A 13,932-nucleotide genomic window follows, 5' to 3' on the forward strand; every position below is an offset into this window, starting at 1 on the left:
TGGTTGAAGAGGTTGCGCGAGACGCCGGCTGCGCTGGGCGTCTGGATATTGACCAGCGGCACGCCATTGGGCGCCAGCAGCACCGTGGGCCGCAGGTTGGGCGCCACGCCCGGCGCGCCGACGATCTGCGCCGGCGCCGGTGCAACGGCCAGCAGGCCAGCCAGTGCAGTCGCCACCACGGCCGAGGTCGCCCCCGTGGCCTTGCCAGCGCTCATGGCCGTCTCCTGCACGACCATGCGCATGCCGCGGGCGGCGTTGAAGACGATGCGGTGAAGGTGCTTGTTCATGTTCTTCTCTCCCTGCATTGAGAGGAGGCGAACGAGGCCGTCCGCCTCCGCGCGGCTTCAGACGCAGCGGAACTTGGCGACGCCCGTGTAGCGCGCGCCGTTCGACAGCGTCGCGGCGTAGCCCGCGGCGACGACATAAGCACCGCCGCCGTGGTCGCCCAGCTGGATCGCAGCGCCCGAGCCGCCGGAAAGGAACGCCCCGGTGATGGACGTGCTGCTCGGTGACGTGACAGTGCCGTTGATGGCGACCGTTCCCGTCGTGCCACCGACGGCGATGCTCAGGGTGCCGCTCACAACGCCACCGGTGCCGTCGAACGCGAGGCTCGCGGATCCCGTCGCGGTGCCGGCGTTAGCTTCCCCCGTCGCCCCACCGACGTAGGTTGGCGCGGTGAATACGCCCGCATCACAGCTAGCGGAGCCGGTGGTCGGCAGCGCCGGCAACGCATTGAACGCAACGTAGTGATAGGCGCGGTTGTCCGTGCCGGTGAGCGTTTCGGCGCCGGAGCTTCGCGTGACGGTCCCGGCCACCCAGCGGCCGAGCGCGAAGTTCGCATCGCCACTGATTTCCTTGGTCGTGGTGGCACCGGTGAGCGTGGTGTCGTTCAGCTTCGTCATGGCTCCGCTGGCTGCCTGCGTGCTCTGCGTGAGGGTGCCGAAGCTCTGAGAGTTCACGCCGAGCAGCATGTAGCGTGCGCCGGGACGAGGCTCGAATGGCACAGAGACCGAACCGGAATCTGCAGTTGCAGGCGGCGGCGCAGGAGGTGCATCCGCAGCCGGCGGAGGCGCGATGGGAAAAGCTGCGCCCCCGCCACCCCCGCCCCCACAGGCTTGAAGCAGAAGGAGTGACAGCAATGAGGGAATGAGAATCTTGTTTTGGATGTGCATATGCGTGTGCGTGATGAACAAAATGGGATTTCAGTGGGGGATGCGGTTCTTGAGCGCGGCCGACCCCCTTTCTTCAGGAATTGAGGAGAAGGAACGCAGAACGAGCAGACGCGACAACGCCGACGTCGATGCCCGACGCCGTGCTGCATAGGTGTGGATGAAGGGGCTCTTCGGCCCCGCGCCTTCCCTGAATCGCACTGCCTGCCCTGCTCGTTCTGGTTGCGAGGGCGATCATTCTGGGGCGGGGTGCGCCCTGCAAATCTGATCAATTGTCGCGGCGCCCTTCGGCGCCGAAGCGCTGAGCCCCGATCGCCTCAGATCACTGGCCGCTCGCCATCCGCGCGCTCAAGGCTCGCAGAGCATGCGGCGTGCTGCGCGATGCCGCCTGCTCACTGCCCACCCGTCATCCGCGCACTCACCTCCGAATACTTCGCCTGCCCCGCCACCAGCACCACGGTCGCGCTCTGTTGGCTGGTCATGCGCAGGCCGCGTCCGCCCAGATTCATCTCCTCGATGACGTCCGCTTCCACGCCTGCGCTCTTGCCGTCCGCAGCGATGGTGATGGAGCGCAGGTTCACGCTGGTGCTCACCTCCACGTTGGCAGGCATGGCCGCGTAGCCCAGCTTCAGGTACTCGCACCACTGCGCCTTGTCGAAGCGCTTGATGTCCGAACCCGTGAAGCGCACCTCGACGAGGCGGATCTTCGCGTCGTCGGTGAGCTGGCTGCACAAGGCGTCGGCGTCACGCTGCGCGGCCGCGCGTGCACCCGCGCTGGTGAGGCTCTGGATCATGGGTTCGTCGAGCTTGCTGGGCACGCGCGGCGAACAGGCCACGAGCGCGAGCATTGTCAACAGGTAGCCGCCGGCCCGCAGCGGTTTTGCGTTCAGTTCCATCGTCATACTTCTCCTCCACCCGATGTTGTCGCGAACCAGCGTACAGCCTGGCCTGCTCCACTCGCGCGCCGGAATTTCCGTCGACTTGCGTGAACTAGTGCTCAGTCCGGCCAGACGGAGGGAGCGCCGTCGTTCTTGTCCCGGGCCCGGCGCCTCCGCCAGAGTGCGGTGCGTGCAACCGCGTAGAGCCAGCCGAGCACCGCCGCCAGCAGCAGCACATCTCCCCACCACGGCCGCGCGGTCTGGCTGTCGCCATAGAAGGCCAGCACCAGCAGCACCGCCACCAGGTGTGCGCAAAACACCGGCAGCGAGGCTGAACCCATGGCTTCGAGCCCATGCATTCGCGGAATGCGCCGCATGAAGGCCGGCCCGAAGCGCACTGCGAGGATGCCGAGCACCACGAGGTTGACGATGCGCAGCGGCCCGAGCTGCCACTTGTCGAACAGCAGGTTCATCTGTTCGTCGCCGCCGAAGGGCGCCTGGCCGTTGATGCCGTGGTGCCGCCACCAGAAGCCGTAAAGCGCCGCCGCCGCGGCCAGTGCCACCAGCCAGTTCGAAAAACGGAACGGCTTCGCATCGGGCGCGTTGCGGCTCGCGCCCATCCACAGCCCCGCGAACCACAGGAACTGCCAGGCGAAGGCATTGAAGGCGCCCATCTCGTGAAAGGGCACGGGCAGGCCGAGATGGCGCGCCGCCAGCGCGTAGAGCCACTCGCTGAGCCCGAACTGCGCCAGCGCCCACAGCGTCGCGCTGGCAACCACCACGCCGGTCCAGCCGTGGCGCAGGGCGAAGGCCAGCACCCAGGGGCTCATCAGCATGAAGAAGATGTACATCGGCAGGATGTCGAGCAAGGCCGGCTCGTAGACCAGCAACAGCGAGAAGACAAAGGCTTCCGATGGATCCGCCAGGTAGTACGAGAGCAGGTTCGTCACCGCCGGCTGGTCGATGCGGGTACCGACCGTGCCGACGATGGTGAAGAGGAACAGCAGCGTCGCCGCCTGCGCCATGTAGACCTTGAGCGCGCGCCGCCAGAAGGCGCGACGCATCGAATCGACGCCCTGGCGCTGCCCGATGCGCGTGTAGACCAGCCCGGCGACGAAGGCCGACAGCAGGACGAAGCCCTCGGCCGCCGAGACGAAGCCGAAGGGCTGCCCCAGCGGATCGGTGAAGCGCGTCGGCAGGTGGGTGACGGTCATCAGCACGAGCATCAAGCCGCGCAGCGCATCGATTTCCCAGTAGCGATTCATCGGAGGGGTCCGGGCGGCAATCGCCCGGCGGTCAGGCAGGTGGATTCGCTACGGCGCCAGCTTGCGGATCGCGTCGATCACGACCTGGCTGTAGTTGGGCCAGGTGTAGCTGGCCGCATGCTGCATCGCCGCCTCTTTCATCGCGGGAAGCTCCTGCCGGTTCTGGTTGAACCAGGCCAGCTTCTCGGCGATCTTCTCGGGCGAGCGGATGGGCACCAGGAAGCCGGTCTTGCCCTCGATCACGAGGTCTTCGCCGCCGGTGTTGGGCGTGATGACCACCGGCAGGCCCTGGCTCATCGCCTCCTGCATCACCAGCGCGCGCCCTTCGTAGAGCGAAGGAAGGCAGAACACGTCGCAGCTGCGCATCAGCTTCAGCACCTCGGCATGGGGGCGGCCCTTCTCGTGCGTGAAGCCGGGGTACTGGCTGCGGTAGAAATCCAGGTCGGCCAGCAGGGAGCCCATGACGATGAGCTCGATGTTCTCGCCCGTGAGCAATTGCATGGCCTGGAACAGGTCGGCCAGCCCCTTGCGCTGGCCCATGGAGCCGACGAAGAGCACGCGCAGCGGCCGCGAAGAATCAGGCGCCTCGCGCGAGGGCGCGGCGGTCGAAATCGGCGAGCCGAAGGGCGACAGCACCTTGGCCTTCTGCGCCGCCCAGGAGGGCAGCGAGTCGGCCACGAAGCGGCTGGGCACCACCACCAGGTCGGCCAGCGCCAGCTCCTGCGCCTTGCGCTCCAGCTTGGCCGGCGAGTCGGACATGCCGCCGCCCATGGCGGCGGCCCAGGCCGGCAGGCGCTGCAGTTCGTCTTCCATCAGCCGGCGGCCTACCTCCCAGTAGGAAATGGGCAGGTCGTAGACGCATTTCAGGTCCAGCGCCTTCGCGGCCTTGAAGGTGTCGAGGGCGGAGTCTTCGTAGGTGTAGACGGCGCCCAGGCCATGCTGCCGGTGGACCTTCGGCAGGACCCCCGCGGTGAAGCGATCGAAGTCCTGCAGCACGCCGTCGATCGAAGCAAAGCCCTCTTCGTGGCGCAGCGGATAGCCCCAGCCGATCTTGTTGCACACGGCTCGCGCCACCTCGCGCAGGGGGTGCTGCAGGATCTTCTCGCGCGGCACCTTGAAGCGCCGCCGCAGCAGGTCGCGGCTCACGCCCTCGGGCACCAGCTTCAGTGCGAAGCTGTCCGGCGAGACGGCAAGCGTGGTCGAGAAGCGGGCCAGCATGCCGGCTGTCTCCAGTCCATCGAGCATGGCGCGCACATTCTGGTTGCCTGCAGGGTGGCTCAACAACAGTTTCATATCGATCGATCATAGTGGAGGCACATGGCGTGCCATGGCGCTTGCGCCCAGTTGCGCTACGCTCGCGCCCCGAAGGAGAAGTCTGTTGAAAACGAGAACGACAACGCGCGCCCTCGCGGCCGCCGCACTGGCCTTTATCTCTCTCGGCGCGCATGCGCTGCAGATCACCAGCTTCACGCCGCAGGGCGAGGTGGCGCGCATCCGGCAGGTGGTGGCCAAGTTCGACCAGGCGGCCGTCAACTTCGGCGATCCCAAGGCACCCGCGCCGCTGGCCGTGAGCTGCACCGACGCGCAGGCGGCCAAGGGCACCGGCCGCTGGACCGGCGAGAAGCAGTGGGTGTACGACTTCGAGAACGACCTGCCGCCCGGCGTGCGCTGCACGGCGACGCGGGTGAGTTCGTTCAAGTCGGCTTCCGGCGCCGAGCTCACGGGGCTCGAACGCTACCAGTTCAACAGCGGCGGCCCCTTCGTGCGCAACCACCAGCCGAGCTACGGCAAGATCGATGAAGAGCAGCAGTTCATGCTCGAGCTCAACGGGCCGGCCACGCTCGAGAGCGTGCACGAGAACATCTGGTGCCAGGCCGACGGCGTCGGCGAGCGCGTTCCCGTCAAGCTCGTCGAGGGCGAGCAGCGCACCGCCCTGCTCAAGGCCTTCGGACGCGACAAGGAGGCCGAGAAGACGCCGCTGCGCTTCGTCACGCTGCAATGCAACCGCACGCTGACGCCGGGCGGCCGCGTGCAGCTGGTCTACGGCAAGGGCGTTGCCACGCCTTCGGGCGTGGTCAACAACATCGAGCGGCGGCTCAACTTCGAGGTGCGCGAGCCCTTTGCCGTCTCATTCACCTGCGAGCGCGAAAACGCGCAATCGGCCTGCCTGCCGCTCAAGCCGATGGTGCTGCAGTTCAATGCGCCGGTGTCGCGCAAGCTGGCGGCGCAGATCACGCAGAAGGGCGGCAGCAAGACCATCAAGCCGAAGTTCGACGACGAGAACGCGGCCGACGATGCGGTGGTCGATTCGGTGAGCTTTCCGCCGCCCTTCGCCGAACAGACGCCATTCACGATCGAGTTGCCTCCGAAGTTCGTCGATGCCTCGGGCCGCGCGCTGGCCTCGCCCGACAGCTTTCCGCTGAAGGTTTCGACCGGCGCGATGCCGCCGCTGGCGAAGTTCGCCGCCTCGCCCTTCGCCGTGGTCGAGCGCCTGGCCGAGCCCGGCGGCACGGCGCTGATGCCGGTGACGGTGCGGCGCGTCGAGCCCGCGCTGCAGGTGCAGGCCATGAGCTTCGGAACTGTGCTGGGCAAGGTCAGCGACATGAATCCGAAGACCGACGCCGAGATCATCGCGTGGTTCCGCAAGGTCCGGCGCTACGACACCAACTACACAGTCGACCGCAAGCAGGCGGCGCGCGACGTCAAGGGCGCACTGCCCAAAGTGATCGACAAGGAGGACCGCGAGCGCATCCAGACCCGCATGGTCTCGCTGCTCGGCGGCCAGGCCCACGTGAAGACGCTGGACATGCCCAAGGCCGAGGGCGGCGACCCGCGGCCCTTCGAGGTGATCGGCATTCCGCTCACGCCCGGCTTCCACGTGCTCGAGATCGCATCGCAGAAACTCGGCGACGCGCTGCTCGACGAGCGCTACGGCGCCGGCCGCACGATGTACGTCCGCACCACGGCACTGGCCACCAATCTCGCGGTGCACTTCAAGCTGGGGCGCGAGAACGCGGTGGCCTGGGTCACGACGCTGGACAAGGGCAAGGTGGTGGCCAATGCCGCCGTGCGCGTCTCGGACTGCAACGGCCGCGAAGTGGCCGCGGGCAGCACCGATGCGCACGGCCTGGTGCACTTGAGCGGCATCGCGCCGAACGCGCCGACCTGCGCCACCGAAGACGACTACAGCGGCGATGCCTACTTCGTGAGCGCCCGCGCCAAAGACGACAAGGGCGTGGAAGACCTCGCCTTCACCTGGAGCGACTGGCAGCGCGGCATCGAGCCCTGGCGCTTCAACGTGCCGACCAGCATGGAGCCGCAGCCCGACCGCATCGCCCACACGGTGTTCGACCGCACCCTGCTGCGCGCCGGCGAAACGGTGTCGATGAAGCACCTGATCCGCACCCAGACCAGCAAGGGCTTCGGGCTGCCGGACACCCTGCCCGACACGCTGGTCGTCACGCATATGGGCAGCGGCCAGCAGTACACGCAAGCGCTGAAGTGGCGCCAGACCGCGACCGGCGGCCGAAGCGGCGAGAACACCTTCGCGATCCCGCCCGCGGCCAAGCTCGGCGTCTACCAGGTCGAGCTCAGGAGCGGCAAGGAAGGCACGGACGGCGACCAAGGCGGCAGCTACAGCACGGGCCAGTTCCGCGTCGAGGAATTCCGCCTGCCGGTGCTCGAAGGCCGCATCGCGCCGAGCGAGAAGAAACCGCTGGTGGCCGCCACCTCGCTGCCGACGGATGTGCAGATCAACTACGTGGCCGGCGGCGGCGCGGCCAATCTGCCGGTGCGCGTGTCGGCGGCGGTGCGCGCCAAGAGCCTCTCGTTCGCCGACTTCGACGTCTTCAGCTTCTCGCCGCCGCGCAAGGATGGCCTCGTCGCGGTCGACGCCGACGAATCCGATTCGACTGCGCAGGACCTGCGCGTGATCGCCGACAAGCTGCCGCTCACGCTCGACAAGAACGGCGCCGGCAAGCTCACGATCGAGAAGATTCCGCTGGCCAAGGCGACGCCGCGCGAGCTGCTGCTCGAAGCCACCTACTCCGACCCGAACGGCGAGGTGCAGACCTTGCGCAGCGTGCAGACGCTGTGGCCCGCGGCCGTGATCGCCGGCATCAAGACCGAGGGCTGGGTCTCGACCAGCCAGAAGCTCAAGTTCCAGGCCCTGGCCCTCGACCTCGCAGGCAAGCCGCAGGAAGGCGTGACGCTCAACGTGCGCGCCGTCGCCCGCATCACCACCACCAGCCGCAAGCGCATGGTGGGCGGCTTCTACACCTACGACAACAAGACCGAGGTCAAGGAGATCGGCACCGTGTGCAGCGGCAAGAGCGATGCGCGTGGCCTGCTCCTGTGCGAGGCCGAGCTCAAGGAAGCCGGCCAGGTCGAGCTGATCGCCAGCGCCACCGACAAGGACGGCCGCGACAGCCGCGCCGCGAGTTCGGTCTACGTCACCAGACAGGGCGAGCTCTGGTTCGGCGGCGAGGACCACGACCGCATCGACGTGCTGCCCGAGAAGAAGAGCTACCAGCCCGGCGAGACGGCCAAGTTCCAGGTGCGCAGCCCCTTCCGCTTTGCGACCGCGCTGGTGTCGGTGGAGCGCGAAGGCGTGATCGAGACGCAGGTGGTGCAGCTCAACGGCCAGGACCCGACGGTGAGCCTGCGGGTCAAGTCCGAGTGGGGACCCAACGCCTACGTGAGCGTGCTCGCGCTGCGCGGGCGGCTGCGCGAGGTGCCGTGGTACAGCTTCTTTACCTGGGGCTTCAAGGCGCCGCGTGAATGGTGGACCGCCTTCTGGTACGAGGGCAAGGAATACGTGGCGCCGACGGCGCTGGTCGATCTGAGCAAACCGGCCTACCGGCTCGGCCTGGCCGAAATTCGCGTCGGCACGCAGGCGCACCAGATCGAGGTCAAGGTGACGAGCGACAAGCCCAGCTACCCGGTGCGCGGCAAGGCGCTGGTCACCATCTCGGCCAGGCTACCCGACGGCAAGCCCGCGGCCGGTGCCGAGGTCGCGCTGGCCGCGGTCGACCAGGCACTGCTGGAGCTGATGCCCAACGACAGCTGGAAGCTGCTCGAGGCGATGCTGCAGCGGCGCAGCTGGGGCGTGAGCACCTCGACGGCGCAGATGGAAATCGTCGGCCGCCGGCACTACGGCCGCAAGGCCGTGCCCGCGGGCGGCGGCGGCGGCAAGGGCCAGACGCGCGAGCTGCTCGACACCTTACTGCTGTGGAACCCGGCGGTGGTGCTCGACGCCAACGGCCAGGCCACGGTGACGGTGCCGCTCAACGATGCGCTCACCACTTTCAAGATCGTCGCGGTGGCCGACGCGGGCACCGGCCTGTTCGGCACCGGCCAGACAACGATCCAGGCCACGCAGGACCTGCAGATCGCGAGCGGCCTGCCGCCGCTGGTGCGCGAGGACGACCAGTTCCGCGCCCAGATCACGCTGCGCAACACCACGCAAAAGCCGATGAAGGTCGAAGCCTCGCCGCGCGCCACGCTGCTGCTCAATCTGGAACCGCAGACGGTCGACATTCCGGCCGGCGAAGCGCGCGAGCTCGCCTGGAACGTGACCGCGCCCGCGCAGCTCGCGCAAACGCGCGCCGAGGCGCTCCTGTGGGAGATCGAGGCCAGGGACACGATCGGCGGGGCGCGCGATGCGCTGAAGGTGCGCCAGCGCATCGTGCCGGCCGTGCCATTGACGGTGCAGCAGGCCACGCTGGTGCAGCTCGACGGCCCCTTCACGCTCGACGTGGCGCCGCCCGCCGACGCCCTGCCCGGCCGCGGCGGCCTGAAGCTTTCTCTGCAGCCCCGGCTGGCCGAAGGCCTGACGGGCGTGCGCGACTGGTTCGCCGCCTACCCCTATGCCTGCCTGGAGCAGAAGGCCAGCAAGTCCATCGGCCTGCGCGACGGCAAGGCCTGGCAGGCGGTGCTGGCGCAGCTGCCGAGCTACCTCGACGGCGACGGCCTGGCCAACTACTTCCCGCCGCGCGACGGCGAGGCCAACCGCGGCAGCGACATCTTGACGGCCTACCTGCTCGCGGCCACGCACGAGGCGGCCGCGCTCGATCCGGCCTTCGCGCTGCCCGACGCGACGCGAGCGCCGATGGAACAAGGCCTGATCGCCTTCGTCGAGGGCAGGATCCAGCGCGAGTTCTGGAGCCCGCGGAAGGATCTCGACGTGCGCAAGCTCGCCGCGCTCGAAGCGCTCTCGCGCTACGGCAAGGCGCAGGGCCGCATGGCCGGCAGCATCACCATCGCACCCAACCAGTGGCCGACCGGCGCCGTCATCGACTGGCTCGACATCCTCAAGCGCGTGCCGGATGTGCCGCAGCGCCAGCAGCGCATCGAGGAGGCGAACAACGTGCTCAAGGCGCGCCTGTCCTATCAAGGGACCAAGCTGGTCTTCAGCACCGAACGCGAGGACTACTGGTGGTGGCTGATGACCAACGGCGACGTCAATACCGCTCGCCTGCTGCTCACGGTGCTGGACGATCCGGCCTGGAAGGACGACATCGGCAAACTGGCCACCGGCTTCATCGGCCGCCAGCAGAACGGCGCCTGGCACACCACCACCGCCAACCTGTGGGGCGGGCTGGCGCTGGAAAAATTCTCGAAACAGTTCGAAAGCGCGCCGGTCGCGGGCATCACCGCGGCCAACCTCGGCGCCATCAAGGCTCAGGTGGACTGGCGCAAGGTCGAGCGCGTGAAGACCAGCGACGCGAGCGGTGCGTCGAACCAGACCACCGCCTTCGGCGCGCCTGCCGCGCCGGGCAACTTGCGCAACAACACCATGTTCCTGCCTTGGCCGGCATCGAACGCGGCGCCCGACACCCTGCTGGTCACCCAGTCCGGCAGCGGCAAGCCCTGGCTCACACTGCAGTCCATCGCCGCGGTGCAGTTGAAGGCACCGTTCGCGGCAGGCTATGCGATCAAGAAAACCATCACGCCGGTCGAGCAGGCCGTGCAGGGCATCTATACGCGCGGCGACGTGCTGCGCGTGAGCCTGGAAGTCAACGCCAGCGCCGACATGACCTGGGTCGCGGTCACCGACCCGATCCCCGGCGGAGCCACCATCCTCGGCGGCGGCCTGGGCCGCGATTCGCAGATCGCGACGCAGGGCGAGAAGCGGTCAGGCAGCGGCTGGCCTGCTTTCGAGGAGCGCAGCTTCGAGGCCTTCCGCAGCTACTACCAGCACCTGCCGAAGGGCGTGGTGAAGATGGAGTACACGGTGCGCCTGAACAATGTCGGGGACTTTGCGCTGCCGCCGAGCCGGGTCGAAGCGCTCTATGCGCCGGAGATGTTCGGGGAGTTGCCGAATGGGCGGCTGAAGGTGGAAGGGGTGAAGTAGCGGCAAGCGCACTTCGGCGTCGTGCATCGGCAGCTACGCTGCTTGCGCGCTGCTGCCTAGAGAATCGGCGAGAGCCCATGCGAGCACGCGCCCGGCATCCCCGTTCTTGTCGAGCCGAGGGTTGTACACCGTCACCTCGATGCCAACCGCCTTGCCGCTGGCGAGCGCGATCTTGAGCGTGCTGCTCAACTCTTCAGGCGTCAGCCCATCTGGAATGCGATATTCGACGGCGGGCATGACCGCGTCGTCCAGGCAGTCGGCATCGACATGAATGAAGAAGCCGTCGAGTTCCGGACGCACGAGATGTTCGACGGCGGCGGTCGCCGCCGCGACCACGCCCATGCGCCGCACGGTCGGCAGGTCGAACGCCTTCAGAGCGTCAGGCAGCGGTTGACTGCCGTATTCCGCCTGCTCCTCCATGTCGCGAAAGCCGAAGGCGACGGCGTCCTCCTCGCGTACCAGCGGTGCACGGCCCTCGAGATCGGTAAGCAGCGCCGGACCGCGGCCCGTCGCGAAGGCCAGATCCATCGACGCCGCCTCACCGTTGGGGTTGACCTCGGGCTGGTAGAAGTCGGCGTGTCCATCCACGAACAACAGGCCATAGCGGCCGCGCCGCCGCAAAGCCAAGGCGGGGCCTAGCAGGATCGAGCAATCGCCGCCAAGGACCACAGGAAACTCGTCCCGCTCGAGCACATCCTCGACCGCGTCGGCGAGCTGCGGCGACCACTCGGCGATCGCTTGCGCGTTGAGCGTTCGCGTCTCGGGATCGATCTCCGGATCGTAGGGCGGCGGCATCAGCCGCGCGGCGAGACGTGCATTGAGCTTCCGGGCAAGGCCGTGACCCAGCAGCGCTTGCGGCAATTGCTCCACGCCGTTGGGCTTGAGACCAAGGATCGACGGCGCCTCTATGATGGCGTAGCTGCGATGATGCATTGCTCCTTCTCCTCGAAACGGAAGGCTGGCGCGGGCCTGAGATTCCCGTCACCGGGGGAATGAAAGCCGACTTCGCCCGACGCCTCGGCAGGATCGACGTGAGTCATGGCGTAGGAGAAAATCGCACGCCTTTTTTCAGCAGTCGAAGGAGATAGCAAATGCCAAAGGGATACTGGATTGCCCGGGTCGACGTTGCCGATGCGGAGGGCTACAAGGCCTACGTCGCAGCCAACGCGAAGCCTTTCGGGATGTTCGGGGCGCACTTCCTCGTGCGCGCCGGCCGCTTCGAGAATCCCGAGGGCACGAGCCGCACGCGCAACGTCGTGATCGAATTCCCGTCGTACCAGGCGGCCCTGGACTGCTGGAAGTCGCCCGAATACCAGGAAGCGCTCAAGCTGCGCTTGCCGGTTTCCACCATCGATCTGGTCATCATCGAAGGCTACGACGGTCCGCAGCCATCTTGATGGACAGACCATGACCCGAAAACTCATCAGCTCAGGCTCCACCTTCGAAGAGCAGATCGGCTACTCGCGCGCCGTCGTCGACGGCGACTGGGTGTTCGTCTCGGGCACCACGGGTTTCGACTACGCAACGATGGCGATCCCGGACAGCGTGGTCGAGCAGGCCGAGCAGTGCCTGAAGAACATCGAGTCCGCATTGCAGCAAGCGGATGCGAGCTTGAAGGACGTCGTCCGCGTGACCTACATACTGCCGAAGGCCACGGAGTTCGAATCATGCTGGCCCGTTCTGCGCAAGTACCTCGGGGAGGTGCGCCCTGCGGCCACGATGATCTCAGCGGGCCTGGCGGATCCGCGGATGAAGATCGAGATCCAGGTCACGGCGCGGAAGCATTCGCGAGCCTGAGTTCGGCAGCAACAGTTCACCGCCCATGAACCTGATCACGCTCCAGGCCCTCGCAGACTTCCCACAACAGCTGGAGGCGCACTACGCCGCCGTCCCGGCAGCGTTCAAGCACTGGGCGCCGCCGTCCTGGGATGGCGTGCCCAGCGAGGCATTCACCGCCCTCGAGCAGATCTGCCATGTGCGCGACATCGAGATCGAGGGCTATCACCTGCGCTTCCAGCGCACGCTGACCGAGTCCAAGCCCTTGCTCGCATCCATCGACAGCGAGGCGCTTGCCAAGTCGCGCTCCTACGCCACGGCCGATCCGGCCGCCGTGTTCGCCTCTTTCAGGGAAGCACGTGCGAAGACCCTCGCGCTCATCACCAGCCTGACCGACGAAGAATTCGATCGCACCGCGGAGTTCGAAGGCTACGGCCCGCTGTCGCTGCGCAGCCTGGTGCACTATCTTTGCAGCCATGACCAGCAGCACCTGGCAGGGCTTCAATGGCTGCTCGGAAAGATCGAAGCCTCGCGTGCACGCTCCGATTGACGCTCACTCCAACAAAACAATCCAAATGAAACCCCTGATGATCCTGGTCGCCGGCCCCTACCGCTCCGGCACGAATGACGACCCCTTGCTCATCGCCAAGAACGTCGCGGCGATGACCGAAACCTCGCTCCGGCTGTTCCGCGCCGGCCACCTGCCCGTCATGGGCGAGTGGTTCGCGCTTCCGCTCATCGAGCACGCGGGCTCCAGGCGCATCGGGGATGCCGTGTTCAACGAGATCTTCCACCCGATCTCGCGCAGGCTGGTCGCCCAGTGCGACGGCTGCCTGCGCATCGGCGGCGCGTCTGCCGGCGCCGACGAGATGGTGGCGCTCGCCCGGCAGCACGGAAAGGCCGTCTACCACGCGCTGGAGGAAATACCCCATGCCGACACGCCGCTATGACATCGCCGTGGGCGGCCTCGTCATCCTGATCGCGGCCTTCTATTTCATCTACGTCGCACTCGGCTCCTACGTGCGGCAGTCGCAAGCGCATTCCTCCTTCATCCCCGTCGGCGCAACGGTCCTCGAGGCCTCGGTTCGGTCCAACGGCAGCACGGCCGCCGCGCATGGCGAATCCTTCGCGCCACGCATCGTCTACCGCTACAACGTGGGCGGGAAGGCCTACCAGAGCGATCGCTACTTCTTCGCCGGCGACGGATGGCGCGATGCCGCATCGGCGCAAGCGGTCGTGGCGCGCTTCCCACCGGGAAGTCCGGTGCATGTGTACGTGGACAAGGCCGATCCCGCGCAGGCCGTGATCGACAGGAGCAAACCCCGGCTCGGCGTGCTGCTGTACCTGCTTCCCATCGCGGCCCTGGGGCTTGGCGTCTTGGCCTACGGCTTGCGCAAACGAAAAGAGAGGCGCTAAAACGCGAGGCGTGATGTCTCTCGATCGCCTTGCGTTCCTCGCGCTATTGACAGCCACTCTCGCGGCATGTGCGC

General features: G+C 67.3%; 12 protein-coding genes. 6 read left to right on the forward strand and 6 right to left on the reverse strand.

Going from position 1 to position 13,932, the window contains the following annotated elements:
• The 5 genes from EJI01_RS26545 to EJI01_RS26565 all read right to left on the reverse strand — a co-directional run.
• A partial coding sequence (locus EJI01_RS26545; protein WP_185879076.1) for an ESPR domain-containing protein occupies positions 1-287 on the reverse strand: 287 nt, incomplete at its 3' end.
• Between the two features lie 57 nt (positions 288-344).
• The gene (locus EJI01_RS26550; protein WP_126840115.1) at positions 345-971 is read right to left on the reverse strand and encodes a hypothetical protein; all 627 of its coding nucleotides are present in this window, start codon (positions 969-971) and stop codon (positions 345-347) included.
• 590 nt (positions 972-1,561) lie between these two features.
• Positions 1,562-2,065, reverse strand: a complete 504-nt coding sequence (locus tag EJI01_RS26555; protein ID WP_126840116.1) for a hypothetical protein — start codon at positions 2,063-2,065, stop codon at positions 1,562-1,564.
• A 101-nt stretch (positions 2,066-2,166) separates the two neighbouring features.
• Positions 2,167-3,312: an OpgC domain-containing protein gene (gene opgC, locus EJI01_RS26560; RefSeq protein ID WP_126840117.1), complete on the reverse strand. Its 1,146-nt coding sequence runs from the start codon at positions 3,310-3,312 to the stop codon at positions 2,167-2,169.
• Between the two features lie 48 nt (positions 3,313-3,360).
• Positions 3,361-4,605 carry a glycosyltransferase family 4 protein gene (locus tag EJI01_RS26565; RefSeq protein WP_126840118.1) on the reverse strand — a complete coding sequence of 415 codons (1,245 nt, stop codon included), beginning with the start codon at positions 4,603-4,605 and terminating at the stop codon, positions 3,361-3,363.
• Positions 4,606-4,639: 34 nt separating this feature from the next.
• Here EJI01_RS26565 and EJI01_RS26570 point away from each other — a divergent pair, with 34 nt between their 5' ends.
• Positions 4,640-10,666, forward strand: coding sequence for an alpha-2-macroglobulin family protein (locus EJI01_RS26570; protein WP_126840119.1), 6,027 nt, complete (start codon positions 4,640-4,642; stop codon positions 10,664-10,666).
• Positions 10,667-10,699: 33 nt separating this feature from the next.
• On the opposite strand, the gene EJI01_RS26575 is transcribed toward EJI01_RS26570, so the two are convergent.
• Positions 10,700-11,599: an arginase family protein gene (locus EJI01_RS26575; protein ID WP_126840120.1), complete on the reverse strand. Its 900-nt coding sequence runs from the start codon at positions 11,597-11,599 to the stop codon at positions 10,700-10,702.
• Positions 11,600-11,757: 158 nt separating this feature from the next.
• On the opposite strand from EJI01_RS26575, the gene EJI01_RS26580 reads away from it, so the two are divergent.
• Genes EJI01_RS26580 through EJI01_RS26600 form a run of 5 tightly spaced genes read left to right on the forward strand, consistent with a single transcriptional unit; the run spans position 11,758 to position 13,858 of the window.
• Positions 11,758-12,063 (forward strand): DUF1330 domain-containing protein, encoded by a 306-nt coding sequence (locus EJI01_RS26580; protein WP_126840121.1) that lies wholly within the window; start codon positions 11,758-11,760, stop codon positions 12,061-12,063.
• 10 nt (positions 12,064-12,073) lie between these two features.
• A complete protein-coding gene (locus EJI01_RS26585) occupies positions 12,074-12,463 on the forward strand; it encodes a RidA family protein (protein ID WP_126840122.1) in 390 nt (129 codons plus the stop codon).
• A 25-nt stretch (positions 12,464-12,488) separates the two neighbouring features.
• Positions 12,489-12,992: a DinB family protein gene (locus EJI01_RS26590; RefSeq protein WP_126840123.1), complete on the forward strand. Its 504-nt coding sequence runs from the start codon at positions 12,489-12,491 to the stop codon at positions 12,990-12,992.
• Between the two features lie 25 nt (positions 12,993-13,017).
• Positions 13,018-13,392, forward strand: coding sequence for a DUF4406 domain-containing protein (locus EJI01_RS26595; protein WP_221885722.1), 375 nt, complete (start codon positions 13,018-13,020; stop codon positions 13,390-13,392).
• Positions 13,373-13,858 carry a DUF3592 domain-containing protein gene (locus tag EJI01_RS26600; RefSeq protein ID WP_126840124.1) on the forward strand — a complete coding sequence of 162 codons (486 nt, stop codon included), beginning with the start codon at positions 13,373-13,375 and terminating at the stop codon, positions 13,856-13,858. The genes EJI01_RS26595 and EJI01_RS26600 overlap by 20 nt, the downstream gene beginning before the upstream one ends.
• Positions 13,859-13,932 lie beyond the last annotated feature (74 nt).

The organism is Variovorax sp. MHTC-1, from assembly GCF_003984645.1.
Taxonomy (GTDB): domain Bacteria; phylum Pseudomonadota; class Gammaproteobacteria; order Burkholderiales; family Burkholderiaceae_C; genus Variovorax.